The sequence below is a fragment of the Methylocystis sp. genome (assembly GCF_050251305.1).
Classification (GTDB): domain Bacteria; phylum Pseudomonadota; class Alphaproteobacteria; order Rhizobiales; family Beijerinckiaceae; genus Methylocystis.
In genome coordinates this window covers 41,298-67,057 of sequence record NZ_JBFWNB010000016.1, presented here as the reverse complement: position 1 = coordinate 67,057, position 25,760 = coordinate 41,298, and the positions used below count along the sequence as shown (strand labels likewise).

General features: G+C 66.3%; 21 protein-coding genes. 17 read left to right on the top strand and 4 right to left on the bottom strand.

The annotated features are described in order from the left end of the window. The 6 genes from AB7F41_RS07845 to AB7F41_RS07820 form a co-directional block, all read left to right on the top strand. A partial coding sequence (locus tag AB7F41_RS07845) for a DHHA1 domain-containing protein (RefSeq protein ID WP_428406501.1) occupies nucleotides 1-742 on the top strand: 742 nt, incomplete at its 5' end. A gap of 372 nt (nucleotides 743-1,114) precedes the next feature. Next, nucleotides 1,115-2,035, top strand: a complete 921-nt coding sequence (locus AB7F41_RS07840) for a septal ring lytic transglycosylase RlpA family protein (RefSeq protein WP_428406500.1) — start codon at nucleotides 1,115-1,117, stop codon at nucleotides 2,033-2,035. A 107-nt stretch (nucleotides 2,036-2,142) separates the two neighbouring features. Beyond that, nucleotides 2,143-3,315: a D-alanyl-D-alanine carboxypeptidase family protein gene (locus AB7F41_RS07835; RefSeq protein WP_428381005.1), complete on the top strand. Its 1,173-nt coding sequence runs from the start codon at nucleotides 2,143-2,145 to the stop codon at nucleotides 3,313-3,315. Next, on the top strand, nucleotides 3,312-3,989 hold the full coding sequence (gene tmk, locus AB7F41_RS07830) for a dTMP kinase (protein ID WP_428381003.1): 678 nt from the start codon (nucleotides 3,312-3,314) through the stop codon (nucleotides 3,987-3,989). Before AB7F41_RS07835 ends, tmk begins: the two co-directional genes overlap by 4 nt. Continuing rightward, nucleotides 3,986-5,056 (top strand): DNA polymerase III subunit delta', encoded by a 1,071-nt coding sequence (locus AB7F41_RS07825; RefSeq protein ID WP_428381001.1) that lies wholly within the window; start codon nucleotides 3,986-3,988, stop codon nucleotides 5,054-5,056. The genes tmk and AB7F41_RS07825 overlap by 4 nt, the downstream gene beginning before the upstream one ends. Nucleotides 5,057-5,380: 324 nt before the next feature. Next, a complete protein-coding gene (locus tag AB7F41_RS07820) occupies nucleotides 5,381-6,991 on the top strand; it encodes a B12-binding domain-containing radical SAM protein (RefSeq protein ID WP_428380999.1) in 1,611 nt (536 codons plus the stop codon). A gap of 54 nt (nucleotides 6,992-7,045) precedes the next feature. Here the strand turns inward: AB7F41_RS07820 and AB7F41_RS07815 are convergent, their stop codons facing one another. Together AB7F41_RS07815 and AB7F41_RS07810 are read right to left on the bottom strand one after the other, a co-directional pair. Next, complete coding sequence (locus tag AB7F41_RS07815) at nucleotides 7,046-8,293, bottom strand: CCA tRNA nucleotidyltransferase (RefSeq protein WP_428380997.1); 1,248 nt, start codon at nucleotides 8,291-8,293, stop codon at nucleotides 7,046-7,048. Continuing rightward, the gene (locus tag AB7F41_RS07810; RefSeq protein WP_428380995.1) at nucleotides 8,290-8,547 is read right to left on the bottom strand and encodes a DUF6111 family protein; all 258 of its coding nucleotides are present in this window, start codon (nucleotides 8,545-8,547) and stop codon (nucleotides 8,290-8,292) included. The genes AB7F41_RS07815 and AB7F41_RS07810 overlap by 4 nt, the downstream gene beginning before the upstream one ends. A gap of 329 nt (nucleotides 8,548-8,876) precedes the next feature. Between AB7F41_RS07810 and AB7F41_RS07805 the strand changes: the two genes are divergently transcribed. From AB7F41_RS07805 to AB7F41_RS07775, 7 genes are all read left to right on the top strand, one after another. Then, a complete protein-coding gene (locus tag AB7F41_RS07805; RefSeq protein WP_428380993.1) occupies nucleotides 8,877-9,881 on the top strand; it encodes an AAA family ATPase in 1,005 nt (334 codons plus the stop codon). A 43-nt stretch (nucleotides 9,882-9,924) separates the two neighbouring features. Further along, entirely contained in the window at nucleotides 9,925-10,860 is a 936-nt protein-coding gene (locus tag AB7F41_RS07800; protein ID WP_428381109.1) for a DUF58 domain-containing protein, read from the top strand. Continuing rightward, nucleotides 10,860-13,625, top strand: coding sequence for a DUF4159 domain-containing protein (locus AB7F41_RS07795; RefSeq protein ID WP_428380991.1), 2,766 nt, complete (start codon nucleotides 10,860-10,862; stop codon nucleotides 13,623-13,625). The genes AB7F41_RS07800 and AB7F41_RS07795 overlap by 1 nt, the downstream gene beginning before the upstream one ends. 97 nt (nucleotides 13,626-13,722) lie before the next feature. Beyond that, nucleotides 13,723-15,801, top strand: coding sequence for a hypothetical protein (locus AB7F41_RS07790; protein ID WP_428380989.1), 2,079 nt, complete (start codon nucleotides 13,723-13,725; stop codon nucleotides 15,799-15,801). Nucleotides 15,802-15,853: 52 nt separating this feature from the next. Next, nucleotides 15,854-16,069: a DUF5397 family protein gene (locus AB7F41_RS07785; protein ID WP_428380987.1), complete on the top strand. Its 216-nt coding sequence runs from the start codon at nucleotides 15,854-15,856 to the stop codon at nucleotides 16,067-16,069. Then, nucleotides 16,069-16,368: a virulence factor gene (locus AB7F41_RS07780; RefSeq protein ID WP_428380985.1), complete on the top strand. Its 300-nt coding sequence runs from the start codon at nucleotides 16,069-16,071 to the stop codon at nucleotides 16,366-16,368. Before AB7F41_RS07785 ends, AB7F41_RS07780 begins: the two co-directional genes overlap by 1 nt. A 244-nt stretch (nucleotides 16,369-16,612) precedes the next feature. Continuing rightward, nucleotides 16,613-17,695 carry an anhydro-N-acetylmuramic acid kinase gene (locus AB7F41_RS07775; RefSeq protein ID WP_428381107.1) on the top strand — a complete coding sequence of 361 codons (1,083 nt, stop codon included), beginning with the start codon at nucleotides 16,613-16,615 and terminating at the stop codon, nucleotides 17,693-17,695. 9 nt (nucleotides 17,696-17,704) lie between these two features. Here AB7F41_RS07775 and AB7F41_RS07770 read toward each other — a convergent pair whose 3' ends face one another. Beyond that, nucleotides 17,705-18,379: an alpha/beta hydrolase gene (locus AB7F41_RS07770; RefSeq protein WP_428380983.1), complete on the bottom strand. Its 675-nt coding sequence runs from the start codon at nucleotides 18,377-18,379 to the stop codon at nucleotides 17,705-17,707. 169 nt (nucleotides 18,380-18,548) lie between these two features. Between AB7F41_RS07770 and AB7F41_RS07765 the strand changes: the two genes are divergently transcribed. Both AB7F41_RS07765 and AB7F41_RS07760 read left to right on the top strand, forming a co-directional pair. Then, on the top strand, nucleotides 18,549-19,091 hold the full coding sequence (locus AB7F41_RS07765; RefSeq protein ID WP_428380981.1) for an RNA polymerase sigma factor: 543 nt from the start codon (nucleotides 18,549-18,551) through the stop codon (nucleotides 19,089-19,091). Continuing rightward, complete coding sequence (locus AB7F41_RS07760) at nucleotides 19,088-21,133, top strand: YfbK domain-containing protein (protein ID WP_428380979.1); 2,046 nt, start codon at nucleotides 19,088-19,090, stop codon at nucleotides 21,131-21,133. Before AB7F41_RS07765 ends, AB7F41_RS07760 begins: the two co-directional genes overlap by 4 nt. A 33-nt stretch (nucleotides 21,134-21,166) precedes the next feature. Here AB7F41_RS07760 and AB7F41_RS07755 read toward each other — a convergent pair whose 3' ends face one another. Next, on the bottom strand, nucleotides 21,167-22,864 hold the full coding sequence (locus tag AB7F41_RS07755; RefSeq protein WP_428380977.1) for an ATP-binding protein: 1,698 nt from the start codon (nucleotides 22,862-22,864) through the stop codon (nucleotides 21,167-21,169). An 87-nt stretch (nucleotides 22,865-22,951) separates the two neighbouring features. On the opposite strand from AB7F41_RS07755, the gene AB7F41_RS07750 reads away from it, so the two are divergent. Further along, complete coding sequence (locus AB7F41_RS07750) at nucleotides 22,952-24,109, top strand: cysteine desulfurase family protein (RefSeq protein WP_428380975.1); 1,158 nt, start codon at nucleotides 22,952-22,954, stop codon at nucleotides 24,107-24,109. Nucleotides 24,110-24,187: 78 nt separating this feature from the next. After that, complete coding sequence (sufB, locus tag AB7F41_RS07745; RefSeq protein ID WP_428380973.1) at nucleotides 24,188-25,657, top strand: Fe-S cluster assembly protein SufB; 1,470 nt, start codon at nucleotides 24,188-24,190, stop codon at nucleotides 25,655-25,657. Nucleotides 25,658-25,760 lie beyond the last annotated feature (103 nt).

Sequence of the window (25,760 nt, the reverse complement as noted above, 5' to 3'; positions counted from 1 at the left end):
CGAGAAGGCGACGCTCGAACAGGCGATCGCGCAGGCTGAGGCGCAATTGGCGCGATCCACTCGATTGTCATGCCTCGTGGTCGAAGGCGAGGATTGGCATCCAGGCGTCGCGGGACTGATCGCGTCACGCTTAAAGGATCGCTTTAATATACCTTCATTTGTTATTGCTTTTACAAATGAATTAGGAACTGGTTCAGGTAGAAGTTTAAGTGGTGTCGACCTTGGCGCGGCGGTCCGTCGCGCCGTCGATCTCGGCCTGGCGGTCAAGGGCGGCGGACACGCCATGGCGGCCGGCGTGACCCTGGCGCGCGACAGGCTCGACGAGTTTCGCGCGTTCCTCGGCGATGCGCTCGAGGCGGCCGTCGACGTCGCCCGCCACGACGACGCGCTCATTCTCGACGCGGCGCTCGCCGGGCGCGGGATCTCTCTCGACCTGCTGCGACGCGTCGAACGCGCCGGCCCGTTCGGGCAGGGGAACCCCGAGCCATTGTTCGCGCTTCCCGAGCAGCAGGTGGCGTTCGCGCAGATCGTCGGCGCCGATCATGTGCGCGCCCGCTTGCGGTCGCGCGACGGCGCGACGGTCGACGCCATCGCCTTCCGCGCCGCGCATTCGCCGCTCGGCGCCGCGCTGCTGCGCGGAGACGGCGCGCGGTTTCACGTCGCCGCGCGGCTGTCGGGCAATGTCTTTCGCGGCGTGGAGCGCGTCGAGACGCGAATCGTCGACCTCGCCTGCGTTCAATGAGGGCCGCGCGACTGTGGCGCCGTAGCCACACTCGCCATTGTTATCCGCTCGCGCACGCATTCAAAGCGCGACTGTCGCATTTTGGTCTCATTCCGGACGCCTGCTGACGCGAGCGTAACTGCGTTTAACGCCAACTTTACACATCAACGAGACACTCCGCGGGTCGCGCCGGTGGCGGCTTCACGTCGCGCCGGCAATGAAAGATGCGTCGCCCTTGCGCAACGCTTCTTCGTCTGCAGGTCGGAGCGGGTTCGAAGAATGGTGGCAAGGACCGTCTGGATGCGATCTGTCGACCTTAAGAACAGGAACGCTGTTTTTTCGCCGCACAGCATCGCTCGCTCTTCAAGACTCCTCGCCAGGCTCCTGCCGCTCTTGTGCATTGGCGCGCTCGCCGGATGCTCGGCCTCCGGCGGCCATGGCGGCGCCAGCCTCGGCGGCCTTGGCCAGATCGACCCGCGCTACGGCGTGCGCCCCAGCCCGCGGGTGATCGCCGAGGGCGAAGAGGTGCCGAAAGGCGGCGGGACCTACATGGTCGGCAAGCCTTATAAGATCGCCGGCCGCACCTATTATCCCAGTGAAAAGCCCTATACGGCGGTCGGGACCGCCTCCTGGTACGGCTCGGATTTCCACGGCCGCCGCACCGCGAACGGCGAAGTCTTCGACATGGCGTCGATTTCCGCAGCGCACCCGACGATGCCGCTCCCGAGCTATGCGCGCGTGACCAATTTGCGCAATGATCGGTCGATGGTGGTGCGCGTCAACGATCGCGGCCCCTATCACGGCGGACGCGTGATGGACGTCTCGCAGCGCGTCGCGAAGGCGCTTGATTTCCACCACATCGGCACGACGCGGGTGAAAGTGGACTGGATCGGTCGCGCCGATCTCGACGGCGACGACGACGGCAAGCTCCTCGCCACGCTGCGCGACGACGGCCGGCCCGCGCAGCTTGACGCCCCGCCGGCGGTGATGACCGCCGCGAATGAGGAGCCGGCGCGTCGGTCGGACTACTACGGATCGGCCGAAGCCGCCGAACTTTCCGCCCGCGTCGCCTATGAGAACGCGCAGGCCTCAGACTATCAGGCGCTGGCGTATGCGTCGCCGGAGGCCGGCGCTCCGGTTCCGCCATCGCGCGAGGAGGTCGAGATAGACGAAAAGCCAGTCGCTTCGGCGCGAAAGGCCAAGGCGGCGGCCGCGCCGCTGCCGCCAGTGCGGCCGGCGCAATTCGGCGCCCGTCAAGCTTCGGCTCGGAGCGCCATCCGACAGGCGCTGAACTCTTCCGTCAGAGCAAACTGACCGGACCGACGCCGCGATTGCAATTTTCGGCTGCGCGCGCCATCTTCTCCGCGCATTGCCGCTTGCGCGGCGTCCACAAGGGGAGCGCGCCCTTGCCGAAAATTCCCATGCGACATCTGATCCTGACCCTGTTCGCATTGGCAGGGCTCTGCGCGCCCCCGGCGCGCGCCCAGAGCATTCAAACGAGCGTCCCCAGCGCGATTCTGATCGACGCCGGCACCAACACCGTGCTGTTCGAGAAAAACGCCGACGACTTCCAGAAGCCGGCCTCCACCGTGAAGATTCTCACGGCCGAACTGATCTTTCAGGCGCTGGCCGAAGGCAATCTCAAGCTCGACGACCAGTTCACCGTCTCCGAATACGCATGGCGCACCGGCGGCGCGCCGGCCGGCGGCTCGGCGATGTTCCTCCCGCTCCACAGCAACGCCCGCGTCGAGGATCTCCTTCGCGGTCTGGTGATCCAGTCCGGCAACGACGCCGCGATTACGCTGGCCGAAGGTTTTGCGGGCTCGGAAGAAGCCTTCGTGATGCGCATGAACAAGCGCGCGGGCGAACTGGGCCTCGTCAAATCGAGCTTCGGCAATCCCTGGGGCAAGGACGGGCCGTTCCAGAAAGTGACGGCGCGCGAAATGGCCAAGCTCGCCGCGCATATCATCAAGACCTATCCGCAGTACTATGGCTATTTCGGCGAGAAGGAGTTCACCTGGAACAAAATCCGCCAGCAGAACCGCAATCCGCTGCTGACGATGAGCCTCGGCGCCGACGGCCTGAAGACCGGCAATATCGACAAAGCCAGCGGCTATGGCCTGATCGGCTCGGCCGCGCAGGAAGGCCGACGCCTTATCGTCGCCATTTATGGCGCGAAAAGTTCAAAGGAGCGGGCTGACGAGGCGCGGAAACTACTGCAATGGGGATTCCGCAATTTCGAGGAAAAAGAGCTGTTCAAGGCCGGAGAGACCGTCGGGCCGGCGCAGGTCTATGGCGGAACAAAGGGGTCGGTGGAGCTGACCGCGAAGGACGACATCCGCGTGCTCCTGCCGCGCGGCGGGACGGAGCGGCTGTTCGGCAAGATCGTCTACGAGGGTCCGGTCCTGGCGCCGGTCGAAGAAGGAAAGCCGGTTGGCCGCCTCGAGGTGAAGCGCGGAAACGCCGTGGTGCTCGAACAACCGCTGCAAACGGCGGAATCGATCGAGCAGGGATCGCTGCCGCGACGAGCCTTCGACGCTATTTACGAATCCGCCGCCGCCGCAATTCACAAGAAATTGTCCGGCAAGAAATGACCTTCCAGGCGAGGCCGGAACAAGGCCATTTCATCACCTTTGAGGGCGGCGAAGGCGTCGGCAAGTCGACGCAGCTGGCGCGCCTCGCGGAACATCTGCGCGACTGCGGCCTGGAGGTGGCGACGACGCGCGAACCCGGCGGCACGCCGAAAGCCGAAAAGCTGCGACGCTTCCTGCTTTCGGGACGCGCCGCGCCGCTCGGCGCCCTCGCCGAGGCGGTCCTGTTTTCCGCGGCGCGCGCCGATCACGTCGAGACGCTGATCGCGCCGGTCCTGAAGCGCGGCGGCTGGGTGCTGTGCGACCGCTTCGCCGACTCCACGCGCGCTTACCAGGGCGCGCAGGGCGGCGTCGACGCGAGAACGCTGGCGCTGCTCGAAAGGGCCGCGGTGGGCGACACGCGGCCGGATCTGACGATCATCCTCGACCTGCCGGCGCGCGAAGGCCTCGCGCGGGCGGCGGCGCGGCGGAACAGCGGCGAGGCGCTCGATCGCTTCGAACGCGAAACGCCGGCCTTTCATGAGGCGCTGCGGCAGGCGTTCCTCGACATCGCCGAAAGCGAACCGGAACGCTGCTGCGTCATCGACGCCGCCCGATCCGTCGACGACGTCGCCCGCGCCGTGCGCGCGATCGTCCACGACCGCTTTCTTGCGCATGCCGCGCAAGCCGCGCAATGAGCCGCGAAGACGGCAGCCCGGAGAGCGACCGCTACGACGACGCGCCGCATCCGCGGGAGACGCTGGCGCTTTTCGGCCAGGCGGAGGCGGAACGCGAGCTGCTCGACGCCTATCGCCGCAACAAGATGGCGCAGGCCTGGATCATCGGCGGGCCGGAAGGCGTCGGCAAGGCGACGCTCGCCTGGCGCCTGGCGCGATTTCTCCTCGCCCATCCCGAACCCGGCGCATCGGCGGTTCAGTCGGCCGAAAGCCTCGCGGTCGCTGAAGACCATCCGGCGGCGCGCCGCATCGCCTCAATGGCGCTCGCCGACATCTTTCTGCTGCGCCGCGCCTGGAACGAGAAGACAAAGAAGCATTTCACCGAAATCCGCATCGAGGACGTGCGCAAGGTCATTCAAGCGTTCCATCAGGCGTCGGGGACGGGCGGCTGGCGGATCGCGATCGTCGACTGCGCCGACGATCTCAACCGCGCGAGCGCCAATGCGCTGTTGAAGCTGATCGAAGAGCCGCCCGAACGCTCGCTGTTTCTGCTCGTAGCGCATCAGCCGGGCCGCATTCTCACGACAATCCGCTCGCGCTGCCGCAGACTGATGCTCGCGCCGCTGTCGCCGGAAGACACGATCGCGGCGGTCAAGACTCTCGGCGCCCCTTGGTCGGATGCGCCGGAGTCCGATCTGCTCGTCGCCGCCGCGCGCGCTGAAGGCTCGGTGCGCGAGGCGCTGAGGCTGCTCGGCGATGACGGCGTCGCTTTCGACGCGGCCGTGCGGCGACTCTTCGACCGGCTGCCGCAGGTCGATTGGCTCGGCGCGCATATGCTCGCCGACAAGCTCACCGGCCGCGACAATGAAGCGGCCTATGAGACGTTCATGGGCGCGACGCAGCGCCATCTCGATTCCCGCGTGCGGGCGCTCGCGCAGTCCGGCGCCGCGCCGATCAGACTGGCGCGCTACGCCAGCGCCTGGGAAGAGATTCACGACGCCGCGCGCGAGACCGAAGTGTTCAATTTCGACAAGCGCGCGCTGGTGCTGCGAGTCTTCGACAGACTCGCGAAAGCCGAAGGCGGCTGAGGACGACGCGGCGCGCGCGCACCCGTCCTGCTCGGCGTTCAGGTCAGCGCGGTTGCGACGGGCATGGATTTTGCCCGTGTGAAGTCGTTGGCGCGCATTCTGCCTACTCTTTCGCCAGCGCGCAGTTTGCTACGGGGAACCAGACTCGAGAGGGCCGAGGCGCGCGACGTCAATATCGGCGTCGTGTCGTAATGCGCTGCTAAATCCTTGGCGATCAAGTCAGTCCCGTAACGAATTGCGTGATGCGACGTCTCTTGTGGCTGCGCCGTTTCGCGCCGCCGGATTGTTCTGGATCAACGCGTTTGACTGAAAGAGGAGGATCGCTTGTCCGCCGCTCCGACCAAAGTCCTTCTCGTTTTTCCGCTGTTTAACCGAAACTCCTTCTGGAGCTTCGAGGCCGCCTGCAAGGCGGTCGGCGCGCGCTGTCCCGCGCCGCCGCTCGGCCTGCTGACGGTCGCGGCGCTGCTTCCACAGACGTGGGAGTTCAAGCTTGTGGACCGCAACGCGGAGCCGCTCGAAGAAAAAGACATCGTTTGGGCCGACTTGGTGATGACGGGCGGCATGCTCCCGCAACGGCTCGACGCGCTTGCGATCATTGAGCGCTGCAAAAGTCTTGGCAGGCCTGTTTGCGTTGGAGGACCCGACGCCACCTCAAGTCCGGACGCCTATCGATCCGCGGATTTTCTCGTCCTGGGCGAAGCCGAGGGCATCATTGATGAATTTGTTTCGGCCTGGCGAAGCGGCGATCGCAGGGGCGTCTTCGAAGCGGAGAAATTCCAGGCCGACGTCACGAGGAGTCCGCTGCCGCGCTACGATCTCCTGACGTTCGCGCATTATCTCTTCATCGGCGTGCAATTCTCGCGCGGCTGCCCGTTCAACTGCGAGTTCTGCGACATAATTGAACTTTATGGTCAGACGCCGCGCAGCAAGACCAACGAACAGATGATTGCGCATCTGGACCGGCTCTATGCGCTCGGCTACCGGGGCCACGTCGATTTCGTCGACGACAATCTCATCGGCAACAAGAAGGCGCTGAAGCTCTTTTTGCCGATCTTGAAGGCCTGGCAACAGAAGCGCGGCTACCCGTTCAAATTCTCGACCGAGGCGTCAATCAATCTCGCCGACGATGCGCAGCTGCTGACGATGATGAGAGAGGCTAATTTCTTCGTCATTTTCGTCGGCGTCGAAAGTCCGGACGCCGACACGCTTCTTTCGATGCAGAAGAAGCAGAACATGCGACGAAGCCTCGAGGAAAGCATCTTCAAGATCTATGCGGCGGGCATATTCGTGCTCGCCGGCTTTATCGTCGGCTTCGACTCCGAAGGCGATGGAGTCGCCGATGGGATGATCGACTGCATCCGGGCGACCAGTCTCCCGATCGCGATGGTCGGCCTGTTGACGGCGCTTCCCAACACGCAATTGACGCGGCGCCTGGCGACCGAGGGGCGTCTCGCCGCCGACTTCGACGCGCCGCTGCCTGAGCGGGGAGATCAGTGCACGGCGGGGCTGAACTTCGCGCCGCTGCGTCCGAGGCGCGAGATTCTCAAGGACTACAGGGACGTCCTGGACAGCATCTACACGCCGGACGCCTTCTTTGGCCGATTGGCGACGGTCGGTCGCGCGCTGCGCCGGCCAACCGTCAGCGCTCCATCCGATTTTCGCGCGCTCGCTCGGGACGTGACATTTCTCTTTCGCTTGAGCTGGTGGATGACGATCAATCGCCCGAAGGTGGCGGCGAGGTTCTGGCCGCTGTTCCTGTCCTGCGCGAGAAATAATCCATCCGCTCTGGAATGCGTGGTGCTGATGACGGGGCTGTATCTGCATGTCGGCCCCTTCGCGCTGCGCGTCGTCGGCGATCTCGACCGGCAGATCGCGGCGCTCGATCAGGGCGATCAGATGGCCGCGACGCTCACCAGGCAGGCCACGCTCGCCTGAGCGCGCAGCCTTTATCCGGTCCGGCAGGCGAGGAACAGGCGGCGGGCGCGAAAACTACCGCGCCTCTCGACCGCTCTTCGCCAGAGCGTCTTCGAGAAGCTGCCGAACGACCGCCGGATCGCGCGGGAACCCGGCGCGTATCCACTCGGCCTGCAGCGTCTTCAGCGCCTCGCCCAATTGCCTGCCCGGCGCGACGCCGCGCGCGATGAGATCCGCGCCCTTGATCGGGAAGGCGGGCGTGGGCGTGTCTTCGAGATAGCGCGCGGCCTGCAGCCACGCCGCATCGTCCGGCGCCGCCGCGCTTTCCCCATGCGCAAGCGCCAGCGCGTCGGCGGCCGCGCGCGCGCCGCATAGGAACAGCATCTCGCGAAGATGCGACGCGGGCGGCGGAGCGTCGCGTCCGTGCAGGGGCGCGAGAGTCCGCGCCGCCGCCGCGAGCCGGGCGAATTCTTCATTGGAGAGCCGCAGGCGGTCGCGCAGCCGCTCGGCGTCTTCGACCGTCAGCACCGAGAAGGCGGCAAGCCGCAAGACCGCGTCCGCCGGCCTGCCCATGGCCGCCTCGCGTTCGGCGAGCCGCTGAAGCCGCGCCGGATAGCCGATGCCCAGGATGACTTCGATGACGCCGGCGTGCGACATCGCGCGCAGCACGTCCGGCGCCCGGCGCGCCAGCAGCAGCTTCATCAGTTCGGCGCGGATGCGCTCGCGGGACAGACGCGACAGATTTTCCCGCGCGACGATCGATTCATGCAGACCTTCGCGGTCGAACGGCCCCGCGCCATGCGAGGCGTTGAACCGAAAGAAGCGCAGGACTCGCAGATAGTCCTCGCGAATCCGCGTCGCGGCGTCGCCGATGAAGCGGATCCGCCGCGCCGCGAGATCCGAGAGCCCGCCGACGTAATCGTGAATTTCCCCGTCGGAGGAGAGCGACAGCGCGTTGATCGTAAAGTCGCGGCGCTTGGCGTCCTGTTCGAAATCGCCGCCGAAGCGGACCTTGGCGAAGCGGCCGTCGGTCTCGACGTCTTCGCGCAAGGTCGTGACTTCGAAAGGCGTTCCCGCGACGACGATCGTCACCGTGCCATGTTCGATGCCGGTCGGCACGCCTTTGAGGCCGGCGGCGCGCGCGGCCGCGAGGACGGCGTCGGGCAAGGCCGTCGTGGCGAGGTCGATCTCGTGCGGCGGCAGGCCGAAGAGGGCGTCGCGCACGGCGCCGCCAACCACGCGGGTCTCGGCGCCCGTCTTCTCGAGCGCCGCGAAGAGCGTCGCCAGCCGCGGATCCTCGAGCATTCTCTGCGCGGCGCTCATTCGAAGCGGCCCGGCTTCAATTTTCCATTTTCGACATGGGCCGGCACATAAGCGCCCTGATTGAGCCCGGTGAGGCCGAGCGTCACGACTCCGATAATGGCGACGAGCAGCCCGGCGATCGTCAGCAGCGACACGATCCTGCCGTGCCAGAGCTCGCGCACGAAAGGCCAGCGCCGCTGCAACAGATGGAAAAGAGCATAGGCGACGAAAGGCGTGAGAAAGAGCAGGGCGGTTTCGACAATTGCGCGCCACATGGGCGGGAACGCCTTTCGTGAAGAGTGATATCCGGTGGATTATACATGGCGCCGGCCGGCGGGCGGCGTCCATCGCGCGCCACATGAACAAACCGTCATGTCCAACGCGCGGTTCGAGCGACAAAATGGCGTTCTGACGCGCCGGCGGCGCTTGAATTGCGGGGGCGGAGAGACCAAGATTGCTTTGGCCATAAATTCCGCCGCTTCGCTCTCGAAATTCCCTGCGAAGCCGAAAAAGCGGGCTTTTGGATCGACTTGCGGCGGAACTCGGCAGCTCCGCCGTCGACGTGCGCGATCCCCTCACAGACAGGCTGCCTGAGCAAGCTGAAATGACCTCTCTCGACACCAAGACGACCTCGCTCGAATCCGCCGTCGTCCAGTCGGCCGAACGCGCCCTCGACCACATCGGTCGCGCCCGCGCCGCCATCGGCGCCGTCATTTTTGGCCAGGACGAGGTCGTCGAGCAGGCGCTGGTGACGATCCTGGCCGGCGGCCACGGCCTTCTGGTCGGCGTGCCCGGCCTCGCCAAGACCAAGCTTGTCGAGACGCTCGGCTGCGTGCTCGGCCTTGCCGAGCAGCGCGTGCAGTTCACGCCCGACCTGCTGCCGGCCGACATTCTCGGCTCCGAGGTGCTGGAGGAGGGCGCCGACCGCTCCCGTTCCTTCCGCTTCATCAGGGGACCGATCTTCACCCAGCTGCTGATGGCCGACGAGATCAATCGCGCCTCGCCGCGCACGCAATCGGCGCTGCTGCAGGCGATGCAGGAGCATCACGTCAGCGTCGCCGGCAAGCGCCACGACCTGCCGCGGCCGTTCCATGTCCTGGCGACGCAGAACCCTTTGGAGCAGGAGGGCACCTATCCGCTGCCGGAAGCGCAGCTCGACCGCTTCCTGATGCAGATCGACGTGCATTATCCCGACCGCGCCAGCGAGCGGCGGGTGCTGCTGGAGACGACCGGCGAGACGATGGCCCAGGCGAGCCAGGCGCTCGACGCCGAAGAGCTGATGGCGACCCAGCGGCTCGTGCGGCGGCTGCCGATCGGCGAGAAGGTCGTCGACGCGATCCTCGATCTTGTTCGCGCCGCCCGCCCCGACGAAGGCGATCCGGAGATTTCGCCCCACGTCGCCTGGGGGCCGGGGCCGCGCGCCGCGCAGGCGTTGATGCTCGCGACGCGCGCCAGGGCGCTTGTCACCGGCCGGCTGGCGCCGTCGATCGACGATGTGGCGAAGCTCGCAGCGCCGGTGCTGCGCCACCGCATGGCGCTGAATTTCGCCGCCCGCCGCGAGATGACGGTTTCCGACGTCATCGAAACGCTCGTGGCGCGGATCGGGTGAGTCATCGTCTCTCCGCTCATCGCTCCCATCGCGAAAGATGAAGATGTTCGCTGACGTCTCCACGCGCGCCTACGATCCCGCGCAGCGCACGACGGGCGAAGGCGCCGCGGCCGCCGATCTCGCGAGCCGAATGCCGAGGCTCGTGGCGCGCGCGCGCGAGATCGCGGCGAGCCTCGCCTATGGCGTTCACGGCCGAAAGCGCGCGGGCGTCGGCGAGACCTTCTGGCAATATCGGCCGTTTGCGTCGGGCGAGTCGGCGCATCGCATCGACTGGCGCCGCTCGGCGCGCGGCGATCAGCTCTATGTGCGCGAGCGTGAATGGGAGGCGGCGCACGACTATTTCCTCTGGATGGATTGTTCGCCCTCCATGGCCTTCGGATCGTCGCTAGCGACCGACGACAAGCTCTCGCGCGGCGTGACGCTGGGACTTGCGCTCGCCGACGTGCTCGTTCGCGGCGGCGAGCGGGCGGCGGCGCTCGGACTGACCGCGCCGATCTCGGCGCGCGACGTGATCGATCGACTCGCGCGCGCTCTGGCTGAAAACGCCCGCGAAACGGCGCGCGACGATCTTCCGCCGCAGGCGCCGGTGCGTCCGCGCGCGCGCGTCGTGCTGATCTCAGACTTCCTGATCGAACCGGACGCGCTCGCCGCCCGACTGCGGCGCTTCGCCGACGCCGGCGCCTCCGGCGCGATCCTGATGGTGACCGACCCAGCCGAAGAGACCCTGCCATTCGCAGGCGAAACCACGTTTCTTGACACCGACGGCGGCCCCTCCTTTTACGCGGGCGACGCGCGCAGCCTGCGCGCCGCCTATGCGCGACGCTTCGAGGCGCATCGCGACGCCGTGCGGCGCGCCGCGCAGCACGTCGGCTTCACGTTCCTGCAGCATCGCACCGACAGGCCGGCCGCCGAGGCGGCGCTGGCGCTGGCGATGGGGCTGCTCGGTACGAACGGGGTCGGCTTCGAGGAGCGGCGCTGATGGTTTCCTTCGCCGCGCCGCTCGCGCTTCTGGGGCTGATCGGGCTCCCGCTCATTTATTGGCTCTTGCGCGTGACTCCGCCGCGTCCGCGCGAGATCTTTTTTCCGCCGACGAAGATCCTGCGCGAGCTCAAGCCCGACGAAGAGACGCCGTCGAAGACCCCTTGGTGGCTGATGGCGCTGCGGCTCGCGCTCGCTGCAGCGCTGATTGTCGCGATGGCCGGTCCCGTCTGGGCGCCGAGCGGCGTCGTCGCCTCTTCGGCGCCGACGCTGATCGTGATCGACGACGGTTGGCCCGCGGCGCCGACCTGGGACCGGCGCATCGAAGGCGCCGCGTCGATCATCGATTCCGCCGCGCGCGCGGGCGCGCCGGTCGCCGTCGCGCTCACATCTGAAACCCAGGCGCCTGCGCCAAGCGACGGACCGCGCGCCATGGAGAAGCTGCTTTCGGCGCGGCCGAAGCCGTTCTTGCCCGAACGCAAAGCGATCGGCGAACAGACTCTGGCGTTCGCCCGCGCGCATCCCTCCGCGCGCATCGTGTGGATCAGCGACGGCGTCGCGCAGGGCGGCGCCGGCGATTTCGTGCGCGCGCTGAAAGACTCGGGGGCGGGCGGCGTCGAAGTTTACGTCGAAGTTCGCGCGCTGCGGGCGCTCGCCGCGCCGGCGAACGACGCCGCCGCATTGAGCGTCGACGTGCTGCGCGTCGGCGACGAAGCGTCGGCCACCGTCGACGCGCTCGACGCCAAAGGCCAGACGATCGGGCGCGCCGCCGTGGATTTCGGCGGCGCAAGGCGAGTCAGAGCGAAAATCGAGCTGCCCGTCGAACTGCGCAACGAGGTGAGCCATATGCGCGTCGCGGGCGAGAATTCCGCTGGAGCGGTCGCCCTTCTCGACGCGCGCTCGAAAGTGAAGCGCGTGGCGCTGGTCGGCGGAGAGAGCGCCGACCAAGCGCAGCCGCTGCTCTCGCCGGTCTACTATCTCGACAAGGCGCTCGCGCCCTTCGCGCAAATCCGGACGGCGCGTCCCGGCGTCGTCGAGCCGGTGCAGGCGCTGCTCGCCGAACGGCCTAATATTCTGGCGCTCGCGGATGTCGGCCTTCCGCCCGGCGAAACATTCGACGCCGTGTCGCGCTTCGTCGAAGAGGGCGGCGCGCTCGTGCGGTTTGCTGGGCCGCGCCTCGCCAACGCCGACGACGAACTGTTGCCGGTGCGGCTGCGCCGAAACGGGCGCGTGCTCGGCGGCGCCATGTCCTGGGAAGAGCCGAAATCGCTGGCCGAGTTCGACGCCGCGAGCCCGTTCTTCGGACTGCCGGCCTCGAAAGACGTCACCGTGCAGCGCCAGGTGCTGGCCGAACCCGATCCGGGACTGGCCGGCAAGATCTGGGCGCGCCTGTCCGACGGCACCCCGCTTGTGACGGCGGAGCGGCGCGGCAAGGGGCTCATCGTGCTGTTTCACGTCAACGCCGACGCCAGCTGGTCAAATCTGCCGATCTCAGGACTTTTCGTCGAGATGCTGAAGCGGATCAGCGCCATGGCGGGCGAGTCGGCGCCCTCAGGCGAGCGGTCCGACGTCGTCGCCGATCAGTCGGCTCTCGCGCCGATGCGGCTGCTCGACGGATTTGGCGCGCTCGGCGCGCCCGGCCCGACCGCGCAAAGCATTCCGCCGGGCTTTGAGGGGCCTGCGAGCGCCGAACATCCGCCGGGGCTTTACGGCGCAGGCGAGGCGTTCGTCGCCGTGCAGACCTTGCGGCCAGGCGATGAAATCAGCGCCTTTGATTTCGCCGGCGCCGGTCTGACCGCAAGCGTGCTGCGGATCGGCGGCCAGCTCGATCTGCGGGGGCCGCTGCTCGTCTTCGCTCTTGCGGCGTTCATCGCCGACGCGCTGATCGCCATGGCGCTCGCCGGAAAGCTCCGTCTGCGGCCCTTCGGCGCCGCGGCCGCGGCGCTGCTCGGCCTGCTGTGCGTGACGGCGATGATCGACGAAACGCGCGCCGAGACGCCGAAGCCCGCCGCCGCCTCGCAGCGTGACAAGGACGCTGCGCTGACGACGCGGCTCGCCTATGTGCTGTCGGGCGACCAGCATGTCGACGAAACCTCGCGGCTGGGCCTCGAGGCGCTGACGCAGGCGCTGAACGCCCGCACCTCCTTCTCGCCCGGAAACCCGGTCGGCGTCGATCCGGCGAAGGACGATCTCGCCTTCTATCCCATGCTCTATTGGCCGATCGTCGCAAGCGCGCCGCAGCCATCCGCGAGAACCGCGGCGAAAGTCGCCGCCTATATGAAACAGGGCGGCACGGTCGTCTTCGACACGCGCGACGCCCTTTCGCAGCGCGTCGGCGGAGCCTCGACTCCGGAGACGCAATGGCTGCGCGATCTGACGAAAGGCCTGGACATTCCGCCGCTCGAAGTGACGCCGCGCGATCACGTCATCACCAAGACGTTCTACCTTCTCGACGGATTCGTCGGACGCTACGCCAATGGCGAGACCTGGGTCGAAGCGCTTCCGCCGGAGGCCAAAGATCAGGCGGCGCGTCCGGTGCGCGCGACGGACAGCGTCTCGGCGATCATCATCACCTCGAATGATCTCGCCGCCGCCTGGGCGCATGACAAGCGCGGCCAGCCGCTGTTTCCCTTGACCCCCGGCGGCGCGCGCCAGCGCGAATTCGCGCTGCGGGGCGGCATCAACCTCGTCATGTACACGCTGACCGGGAATTACAAATCCGACCAGGTGCATGTGCGCGATTTGCTCGAGAGGTTGGGGCAATGAGCGTCTGCGCTGTTCCCAGCGGCTCCGCATTCAGACGACGGCCGGTGGCGAGCCGGGTCACGCCCGGCCGTGACGGCGCCACAGGAGTCGCGCGCGCATGAGCGATCTCACCCTCGCCTTCGCGCCGCTCATCCCCTGGTCGGCGCTCATCATGCTCGGCGTTCTGGGCGCCGGCGCGCTGGCGCTGATGGCGGCGAAAGGGCAGCGCGGCGCGGCGGTCCGCGCCGTCGCCTTCGCCCTGCTGATGGCGGCGCTCGCCGATCCATCGCTGGTGCGCGAGAAACGCGATCCAGAAAAGAGCGTCGTCGCCGTTATCATCGACAAGAGCGAGAGCCAGAATTTCGGCGCGAGAAGCGCGCAGACGGAAGAGGCGCGCAAGGCGCTCGACTCGGCGGTCGCCAAATTCGGCGACGTCGAAACGCGCACGGCCACAGTCACGAACGATGCGTCCGGCAACGACGGCACCAAGCTGTTCGGCGCGCTCGCCGAAGTCTTGAAGGACGTGCCGCCGGAGCGCGTCGGCGGCGCGATTCTTCTCACCGACGGCGTCGTTCACGATATTCCCGCGAAGGTCGAAGCGCTTGGCTTCAAGGCGCCCGTGCATGCGCTTGTGACCGGCCACCCGGGCGAGCGTGACCGCCGCATCGAGCTTGTCGAGGCGCCGCGTTTCGGCATCGTCGGCAAGGACCAGATCATCCGCGCCCGGGTCGTCGATCTCGGCGGCGACGGACGGCGCATTCCGATCTCGGTGCGGCGCGACGGCAAGGCGCTGCCGACCTTCAGCCCGGTTCCCGGCGATATCGTCAGCATTCCGGTGCGCATCGAACATGGCGGGCAGAATGTCGTCGAACTCGAAGTGCCCTCGGCGCCGGGCGAACTCACGCCGCTCGACAACAAGGCCGTGCTGTCGATCGAAGGCGTGCGCGACCGGCTCAAAGTGCTGCTTGTGTCGGGCGAGCCGCATCCCGGCGAGCGAAGCTGGCGCAATCTTCTGCGCGCCGACGCCAATGTCGAACTCGTGCATTTCACGATTTTGCGTCCTCCGGAGAAGCTCGACATCACGCCGGCGAGCGAATTGTCGCTGATCGCGTTCCCGACCGCAGATCTCTTCGGCCGCAAGATCAACGAATTCGATCTCATCATCTTCGACCGCTATTCGAGCCAGACGACTCTGCCGTCGATCTATTTCGAGAACATCGCCAACTACGTCGAGAACGGCGGCGCCTTTCTCGCGGCGGTCGGTCCCGATTATGCGACGCTGCGCGGGCTCTATTACTCGCCGCTCGAAAACATCCTGCCGGCGCGTCCCGACGGCGCGCTCGTCGAGCAGGCGTTTCGCGCCCACGTCAGCAAGGATGGCGAGAAGCATCCGGTGACGCGCGGACTCGCAGGCGCCGGCGCAGAGCCGCCGAATTGGGGCGAATGGTTCCGACAGGTCAACGCCAATGTGGTGAAAGGCGACTCGATCATGTCGGGCGTGCGCGACAAGCCGCTGCTGGTGCTGTCGCATGAAGGCAAGGGCCGCGTGGCGCTGCTGCTGTCCGACCAGATCTGGCTCTGGGCGCGGGGCTATGAGGGCGGCGGCCCGCATGTCGATCTGATGCGCCGGCTCGCGCATTGGCTGATGAAGGAGCCGGATCTCGAAGAAGAAGCGCTGCGCGCTTCGGCGCATGGCCGCGAGGTCAGCGTCGAACGCCAGACGATGAAGGAACGGCCCGCGCCGGTGATGGCGACGGCCCCCTCCGGCGCGCGCGACGAGATCGCCGTCGCGCAGAGCGAGCCGGGACTGTGGCGCGCGCGTTTCGACGCCAAGGAGATGGGCCTGTGGCGTTTCGAGAGCGAAGGTCTGACGGCGCTCGTCAATGTCGGCCCGCCCAATCTGCGCGAGTTCCGCGAAGTGGCGTCGACGACGGAAAAACTGCAGCCGATGATGGAAGCGACGGGCGGGACGGCGCGGCGACTCTCAAATGGCGGCGCCGACACTGTCGCGATGCCGCGCGTCGTCGAATTGCGCGACGCCAATCGCTACGGCGGCGGGGACTGGATCGGCGTCAGGCAGACCGGCGCCTCGACGCTGGTCGGCGTCGAAATCGCGCCGCTCGGTTTGGGTCTATGGGCGATGCTGGCGCTCGTCGGCGCCGTTGTGGCGGCCTGGGCCTGGGAGGGGCGGCGGTAGTGGTGGCCCTGAATAGACGTGCTCTAATGTTTAACCGTGATAGAGTGACGCCATGAATCAACATCGGGCGCCATCGTTCGTCCCCGAGCCGCAAACCTTGATCGGGACGTCTCGCCGCTTCGGACCATTCGGTCCGGCCTATGAGATCATTGGCGTTGGCGAGGAAGAGGGCGGCGGCGATCGCTGGATGCGTATTCGCGTGCTCGAGTCGGGAGAAGTCGTAGACTACAAGTTTAGCGATATTCTTGATGATCCGAAGGAGCGTTGATGTTCGCCATCGCGTTTGATCTGGTCGTCGCCGAAACGCAAATCCATCATCCCAAAGGCGTCGCACAAGCCTATTCAGACATTCGCGACACGCTCTCCAAATTCGAGTTCGACTGGGTCCAGGGCAGCCTTTATGTCAGCAAGAACGAGGATTTGGCCAAACTCTTCTCCGCGCTCATGGCGCTACGGAACCTGCCTTGGTTTCCCAACGCCGTGCGCGACATACGCGCCTTTCGCGTCGAGCAATGGTCGGACTTCACCCAATTGGTGAAGGGAGCGCCCGGCAATATGGGCGCATGACGCCTTTTTCATTCAATCGGCCTCACGTCCCGGCGCGCTGAGAGCAGGCCGCCGTCCTTCCGTCGAAGGGGCGTTCGCGAAACAAGCCGGGTCGGACGATCGCCGCAGCGCATTTCAACCGAACCTCCACCAGATCACCCTCGGCAAGCGACCATCCCGCAAGGGGGAGGTGGGCGACGGCGTCTCCTGCTAATCTCCGCCGTCTCGGAGATTCGCCTTGCCCCTCTACCGCGCCATTGGCCTCATGTCCGGCACGTCCATGGACGGCGTCGACGTCGCGCTGATCGAAACCGATGGCGACGCCGCCGTCGCCTTCGGGCCGACGGGTCATTACCCCTATAACGACGCCGACCGCGCGCTCCTGCGCAATGCGCTCGCCGAAGCCGCGACACTCGAAGACCGCGACGCGCGGCCGGGCGTTCTCGCCTTCGCCGAGCGCATGGTGACCGACCGTCACGCCGAAGCGGTCGAGGCGCTGTTGCGCGAAAACGAGATCGATCCGGCGAGCATCGATATCGTCGGCTTTCACGGCCAGACGGTGCTGCATCGTCCCAAGCAGGGGCTGACCATTCAGATCGGCGACGGACCGGCGCTCGCCGCGCGTCTCGGCGTCGACGTCGCCTATGATTTCCGCGCCATGGACATTGCCGCGGGCGGAGAGGGCGCGCCGATCGTGCCCGTCTTTCACCGCGCGCTCGTCGCGGCCGGCGGCATGAAGGGCGAAGTGGCGCTGCTCAATATCGGCGGCGTCGCCAATGTCACCTATGTCGCCGAACATGAGGCGCCGATCGCCTGCGACACCGGCCCCGGCAATGCGCTGATCGACGATCTGATGCTCCAGCGCACCGGCGCGCCGATCGACCGTCACGGCCATATGGCGGCGCGCGGACGGGTGAACGAGGCGGCGCTCCTCAAAATGCTGGCGCATCCGTTCTTCGATCTGCCGCCGCCCAAATCGCTCGACCGCAACGCCTTCGCGCTCGACGCCGTCGCCAAGCTTTCGACCGAAGACGCCGCCGCGACGCTGACCGCCTTCACGGCGGCCTCGGTGTTGCGGCTCTTCCCGCATCTGCCGACTCAGCCGCAACTGCTCATCGTCTGCGGCGGCGGCGCGCGCAACCCGATCCTCGTGCGCGAGCTCGTGATGCGCCTGCCATGCAAGGTGACGACCGCTGACGCTGTCGGCTGGTCGGCGGATTCGATGGAGGCGCAGGCCTTCGCCTATCTCGCCGTGCGGCTGCTGGAAGGGCTGCCGATCACCTTCCCGACGACGACCGGCGCGCCGCAAGCGATGCGCGGCGGCGTGCTGGCGCGGGCGGCGTCATAAGGCGCGACGTCAGTCGCCGCGCGCGGGAATGGCGATCCGCGGCGGATTGCCGAGACGCCTGTCGAGATAGGCGTCGACATGCGCGATCAGCGGCTCGACCTTGTTCTCGAAAAAGTGGTTCGCGCCTTCGACCACCGCATGTTCGATCACAATGCCCTTCTGCGTCTTGAGCTTCTCGATCAGCCCGGTCACTTCCTTCAGCGGCGCAACCCGGTCCTGGTCGCCGTGAATGAAAAGTCCCGACGAGGGGCAGGGCGCCAGAAAGGAGAAGTCAAAACGGTTCGCCGGCGGCGCGACCGAGATGAAGCCCTCGATCTCGGGGCGGCGCATCAGCAGCTGCATGCCGATCCACGAGCCGAAGGAGACGCCGGCGATCCAGCAGGCGCGCGCTTCCGGATTGACGGCCTGCGCCCAGTCGAGCGCCGCCGCCGCGTCGGAAAGTTCGCCGGAGCCATGGTCGAAGGCGCCCTGCGAGCGGCCGACGCCGCGGAAATTGAAGCGCAGCACGGAAAAGCCCCGCTCCGCAAAGGCGTAGTAAAGATGATAGACAATCTGATTGTTCATCGTGCCGCCGAATTGCGGGTGCGGATGCAGAATGATCGCAATCGGCGCGCCGCGCGTGGCGGACTGGTGGAAGCGGCCCTCGAGCCTGCCGGCGGGACCGGTGAAGATAACCTCGGGCATTCGTAATCCTTGAGAGACGGGCAGGCGCGCCTTCTACCACGCGGGCCACAGTGAAATGCAAGGAAATTCGGCATTTCGGGGCGCGCCGCATAAATTTGGCCGCTTGGGCCCAAGGATTTCAGAGCCTGCGCCGTCAATAGTCTCAACGGCGTCAATAAGCGGGGGCGATTTGCCGGGCGAAGACACCGACGGCGAACTGGCGCAACGGGCGGCGTCCGGCGACGGCGCGGCTTTCGCCACGCTGGCCGAGCGCCATTACGACCGCGTCTATGCGCTCGCCTGGCGCTGGAGCGGCGCGCGCGCCGAGGCGCAGGACATCGCCCAGGACACGATGGTGAAGATGGCGACGGCGATACGCTCTTTCCGCAATGACTGCGCCGTCACGACCTGGGTCCATCGCATCGCCTATACGACCGCGGTCGATCATATTCGCGCCCGGCGCAGAGTCGTGGCGCTCGATCCCGCGCAAGTTTTGGCGCTTGCGGACGGCGCCGGAAACGACACCCCAGAGGACGACATCATGGGGCAGGACCTTTGGCGCGCCGTGCGCGCGCTGCCCGATCAGCAACGCGACGCCGTGCTGCTCGTCTATGCGCAGGATCTGTCGCACGGCGAGGCGGCGGCGCTGATGGGCTGCTCGGAGAAAACCGTGTCGTGGCATCTGCACGAGGCGCGCAAGCGCCTGAAGACCACGCTGGAGGCGGCGCGATGATCGAACGCGATCTCATGCGCCTCAAGGAGACTCAGGTTCCGCCGCCCGAAGACGGCGCAAAGCGCGCCGCGCTCGCGGCCGCCGCCGCCGCCTTCGAAAAAAGCGCAGCCGACGCCCAAGGATCGGCCGCGCCGCAACGTCTCAGTCCCGCCTCCTCTCCAACGGAAGGGAAACGGACGATGCGACAGACGATCCATTTCAATCGCGCGCTGGCGGCCTCGATCGCCGCGCTGATGATCGGCGCCCCCGCCGCTTTCATGCTTTCGCGCAATTTGACGCCGGGCGGCGACAACCGTTCCGATCTTCCGATCGGCCGCGCCACGCCGCCGGCCGAAATGGCCGCGGCGCCGCGCATGGAGGCGCCGTCGACGATTGCGCCGGCTCCGGCGCCCCCCGCGTCCGTCGCGCGACGCGCAAAATCCAGGACGGCGGCGGGCGCGATTGGCGGCGCAGCCGACACGCGCGCCGGGCCGCCGCAACTCGCCGGTTCGGTGCGCAACGAGGCTGAACAGCGGCTGACGCGATCCGCGCGCGACGCGAGATCCGTTTCCGCCGTCCAGCCGGGCGCGCCGCCGCTGCCGGTCGATGCGCAGGTCGCGCCGGAGAGCGCGTTTCGAGACAGATTCGATTCAAAGGACATCAACCCGGTCAAAGTCACGGCGACGGATCCCGTTTCGACCTTTTCGATCGACGTCGACGCCGCCTCCTACGCCTTCGCCCGGCGCGCGCTCAACGAAGGCCGCCTGCCGCCGAAGGATTCGGTGCGCGTCGAGGAGTTCGTCAATTATTTCCCCTACGACTATCCGAAGCCCGAGAGCGCGCAGACTCCGTTCAAGCCGACGATCACGGTGACGCCCAGCCCCTGGAATGCCGACAACCGCCTCGTGCATGTCGCGATCCAGGGATATGCGCTGCAAAGCGCCGAGCGTCCCCGCGCCAATCTTGTGTTTCTGATCGACGTGTCGGGCTCGATGGCGCCGCAGGACCGACTGCCGCTCGTCAAGAACGCGCTGCGCATGCTCGTCGACGAATTGCGGCCTGAGGACACGGTCGCGGTCGTCACTTACGCGTCGGGCTCCGGCGTCGCGCTCGAACCGACCAAGGTGTCCGACAAGGCCAAAATTCTGGCGGCGGTCGACGCGCTCGGCGCAGGCGGCTCGACCGCCGGCGCGCAAGGCGTACAGGACGCTTACCGGCTGGCCGAGGCGAATTTCGACGCATCCGCGGTCAACCGCGTGATCCTTGCGACGGACGGCGATTTCAATGTCGGCGTCACCGATCAGCGCGAATTGAAGGGGCTGATCGAACGCAAGCGCGAGAAGGGCGTCTTCCTGTCCATACTCGGCGTCGGCCAGGGCAATTACAATGACGCGCTGATGCAGGCGTTGGCGCAGAATGGCAATGGCGCGGCGGTCTATGTCGACAATCTTAACGAGGCGCGCAAGGCGCTGGTCGAGGAAGCGTCGTCGACGCTTTTTCCGATCGCCAAGGACGTGAAGATTCAGGTCGAGTGGAATCCGGCGCGCGTGTCCGAATATCGGCTGATCGGCTATGAAACCCGCGCGCTGCGGCGCGAGGATTTCAACAACGACAAGGTCGACGCAGGCGATGTGGGCTCGGGCCATCGCGTCACCGCGATTTACGAGATCACGCCGGTGGGTTCGCAGAAGAAACTCGTCGACGACCTGCGTTACGGCAAGCAGAAGGCGGCCGCGCCGGCCGCCGGGCAGACGGGCGCCGACGGCGAACTCGGCTTTCTGAAACTGCGCTACAAGCTGCCGAAGGAAGAGGCGTCACGTCTCATCACGCAGCCGATCGGCGACTCGCGGACGATCGACAGCGTCGCGCATGCGCCGCAGGAGGTTCGCTTTTCCATCGCCGTCGCCGCCTTTGCGCAGATGCTGAAAGGCGCGCCCTATCTCGGCAGTTATGGCTATGACGATGTGATTGCGCTGGCGCAAAACGCCAAGGGCGACGATCCGTTCGGCTATCGCGCGGAATTCGTCAATCTGGCGCGGCTGGCCAAGTCCGCGCGGCCCTGAACGACGCGCATAACCCTCTTCGACGGGGGAGGGTTATGCGGCGCGCGCGATCTCCAGCCCACGGAAGATCGCGCAGCGCTGGAAGACCGGCAGGCTCGGCGCGACGCTTTTCTGGTGGCAGAATTTCGCGGTGAGTTTCGCGAGCCCCTTGATGTCGCGGCCCGTCGCCTCGGGAAAGGTCGCGACCAGCCGGTCGATCAGCGCATCGTCCAGCGCCAGATCGAACTGCCCGGCCATGACGCGCCAGATGCGCCGCCGGGCTTCTTCGTCAGGCGGCGCATAGCGGATCAGCGCGATACAGCGCGAGACGATCGCCTCGTCGATATCGTCCACGCGGTTCGTCGTGAGAAACAGCAGTCCGTTGAAATATTCGAGAACGCGCAGGAAGACGCCGACGACGGCGTTCATGGCGATATTGTCGTCGCGCCGCTTGATATAGACGTCGGCCTCGTCGATCAGCATCACCGCGCCCCAGCGCTGCGCGCGCGTGAGAATGTCCTTCAGCGCCGTCTCCATCGTCGAGACATTGAGGCCGAGCTGGCCCGAATGCACGCGGTAAAGCGGACGCTGAATGATCTCCGAATAGACTTCCGCCGTCAGCGTTTTGCCGACGCCGGGCGGTCCGGCGCACAGCACGGTCGTGCCGCCGGATTTGCCCTGAACGATGTCGTCCATCAGCACATCCATCTCGGCCGTCAGAATGTCGATCAGATCCGTCTGTTCCTCTGGCAGAACGAGCTTTTCCTTGAGTTCCGGCTGGTAGCGATACGGCGCCATTTCGTCGACATGCACCCAGACGTAGTGATGCAGATCGAGATGGAACATGAAGATGTAGGGATGAACCGGAATCTGCGTGAACAGCCCCTCAGGGATCAGCGCCCTGATTTCGGCGAGTTCATCCTCCGCCGCGAAGCGATTGCTCTTGCCTGCCTTGCGCAGGAAATGGCCAAGGACGTCGCCCGGCGCCTCCAGCGTCAGACTGCGCCCGGTGAGAATGCTTTCGTCATTGACGAGACGCGCCTCGGAGCCATTGCTCGAAAGCACGATGAGGTCCTTGCGCGACCAATCGGTGTCGCGATGCGTCGACGTCGGATCTTCGGCGTGGAAACCGATTCCCTTCGCCGAGAACTGCGCCCCGTATTTTCCGCGCCAGTCGTAATAGGTCTCGCTCGAAGCCTCGAAGGTTTCGATCAACGCCGGCGTTTCCCGCACGAAGCCGCGCGCCGCCAGGATCTCGCCGATGGTGCGGCCGGCGATGTCGGCGCTCATGATGCGGATCACGTTGGATTGCAGCGTTCCTTTGGCGTTGGCCTTGATCTCGATGAGGATTTTTCCCGCCTCGTCGTTCGAGGCCGGGACGTAATCGAAACGCGTGATGACATAGGGTAGGGGTTTCGACGTGACATTGGCGGTGAAAAGCCAGCCACGTATCGCGTCGGTCGCCAGGTAGCGCACGAGCGCCGGCAAGACGTCTTCGAGGTCCTCCGCGGCGAAGCGGGCGCTCTTCGCCTCCATCGCCGAGCGCAGGGTCTCGAGTTGCGCGGCGCGGGCGCGCAGCTGCGGCCCGGCGTCCCGGAAGAGCGCGCCAAGAAAATCGAGCTCCTCCGCATTGAAGTGCGAGAGATCGGCCTCGACGCGGTCGGAAAAGCGCAGCTGAGCGGAAAGGCATGCGTGGGCCGGAAAACGCGCGACGAGCGCCTCCACATGAGGCCTGTCAATCTCGATCTGCATGAAGCGCCTTTCGCAGGGAAGCCGAACGCGCAGCGCCGATACAAGAAACGCGCCGGGCCCTTCGCGCTCTGCTACACTGCCTAACAAATGCCCACGCGCGTCTATCTCGACCACAACGCAACGTCGCCGCTGCGCCCTGAAGCGCAGGCGGCGATGCTCGACGCCCTCAAGACCCTCGGCAATCCCTCGTCCGTCCATGCCGAAGGCAGGATGGCGAAGGCGATATTGGAAAATGCGCGTTCGGTGGTCGCAGAGGCGCTTGGCGCGCCACGGCGCGGCGTCGTCTTCACCAGCGGCGCGACCGAGGCGGCGAGCCTCGCGCTTTCGCCGGCGCTCAGCGCCGAGGGCGACGCGGCCCCGATCGACGTCCTGCTGATCGGCGCGGGCGAGCATCTCTGCGTCTTGCAGGGCCACCGCTTTCCGTCCGACGCTGTGGAAATCGTTCCGCTGACCCGCGAAGGCGCGATCTCGCTGGAGGCGCTGGACGCGGCGCTGGCGCGACGTTCCGGCCGGCGCCCGATGCTGGCGCTGCAGGCCGTCAACAATGAGACGGGCGTCGTTCAGCCGGTGGCCGCCGCGGCCGCCCGCGTCCATGCGGCGAAGGGCGTCGTCGTCTGCGACGCCGTGCAATCCGTCGGCCGGTGTGAGACGACATTCGCGACGACGGACGCGGACATTCTGTTCCTTTCCTCACATAAGCTCGGCGGGCCCATGGGGGTCGGCGCGCTCGTCTTCCGCGACGAAAGCCTGCATCTGCAGGCGCCGATCTTTCGCGGCGGCGGTCAGGAGTTCGGCCGCCGGGCGGGAACCGAGAATATCCCTGGAATCGCAGGCCTGGCGGCGGCTCTGACGGCCGCGACCGCGGATTTGGCGGGAGAGGCGACGCGGCTCGCCAATTTGCGCGACGCGCTGGAGCGGGAAGTCTTGAAAGTCGCGCCCGACGCCCGATTGTACGGAATCGGGACGCAGCGCGCCCCCAACGCCAGCGCTTTCTCCATCCCTGGCCTCGCCCCGCGCACCATGCTGATGGCGCTCGACCTCGAGAATGTCGCGCTCTCGGCGGGCTCAGCCTGTTCCTCAGGCAAGATGATGGAATCCCATGTGCTTGCGGCCATGGGCGCGACCGAGAAGGAGGCGCTGAGGGCCAGTTTCGGTTGGTCTTCGACGCAAGAGGATGTAGAAGTGTTTGGAAAGGTTCTTGCACGTGTCGCGGATCGCATGCGGTCCCGACATTCCGCCGCCTAGCCGACGCCTAACGGGCTGGGCGGAGGCGGAACGATCGGCCGGCGGGCCTTGAACCCGTCGTGACGAGGAGAAAAGAGAATGGCGGCTCGTCAGGAGACCGTTGCGCGCGTCGAGTCGATCGACGTCGACGCCTATAAATACGGGTTTTCGACCGATATCGAATCGGAAAAGGCCCCCAAGGGCCTGAATGAAGACATCGTTCGTTTCATCTCGGCGAAGAAGAACGAGCCGCAGTGGCTCACCGACTGGCGCCTGGAAGCCTACCGGCGCTGGCTGACGATGCCCGAGCCGCGCTGGGCGCGCGTGCACTATCCGCAGATCGACTTCCAGGATCTCTATTATTACGCCGCGCCGAAATCGACGCCCGGCCCGAAGTCGCTCGACGACGTCGACCCCGAGCTGTTGCGCACCTATGAGAAGCTCGGCATCCCGCTGCGGGAACAGGAGATTCTGGCGGGCATCGAGACCCGCCGCGTCGCGGTCGACGCAGTGTTCGACTCGGTGTCGGTGGCGACGACCTTCAAGGAAGAGCTGGCCAAGGCGGGCGTGATCTTCTGCCCGATTTCCGAGGCGGTGCAGACGCATCCGGAACTGGTGCGCAAATATCTCGGCTCGGTCGTGCCGGTGACCGACAATTTCTACGCGACGCTGAACAGCGCCGTCTTTTCCGACGGCTCCTTCGTCTATGTGCCGAAGGGCGTGCGCTGCCCGATGGAGCTGTCGACCTATTTCCGCATCAACGAGCAGAAGACGGGGCAGTTCGAGCGCACGCTGATCATCGCCGACGAAGGCGCCTATGTGAGCTATCTCGAGGGCTGCACGGCGCCCAAGCGCGACGAGAACCAGTTGCATGCAGCGGTGGTAGAACTCGTCGCGCTCGACGACGCCGAAATCAAATATTCGACGGTGCAGAACTGGTATCCGGGCGACAGCGAAGGCAAGGGCGGCATTTACAATTTCGTCACCAAGCGCGGCGATTGCCGCGGCCGCAACTCGCATATTTCCTGGACTCAGGTCGAGACCGGCTCGGCGATCACCTGGAAATATCCCTCATGCATTCTGCGCGGCGACGGCGCGCAGGGCGAATTCTACTCGATCGCGGTCTCGAACGGCTATCAGCAGGTCGACAGCGGCACCAAGATGCTGCATCTCGGCAAGAACACGAAGAGTCGCATCATCTCCAAGGGCATTTCGGCCGGCCGTTCGCAGAACACCTATCGCGGCCAGGTGTCCGCACATCGCAAGGCGGAGGGCGCGCGCAATTTCACCCAGTGCGACAGCCTGCTGATCGGCCATGGCTGCGGCGCGCATACGGTTCCCTATATCGAGTCGAAGAACCCGACCGCGCAGTTCGAGCATGAGGCTACGACCTCGAAGATCTCCGAGGACCAGCTGTTTTACGCCATGCAGCGCGGGCTTTCGGCGGAAGAGGCGACGGCGCTGATCGTCAACGGCTTCGTGCGCGACGTGCTGCAGCAGCTGCCGATGGAGTTCGCGGTCGAGGCGCAGAAGCTGATCTCGATCTCGCTCGAAGGAAGCGTGGGGTGATGTATTCAGCGCGTCATGGCCGGGCTTGTCCCGGCCATCCACGCCAACCCGCCGTTCGATGCTCGAGATTACGGAACGCCAAGACGTGGATGGCCGGCTCGAG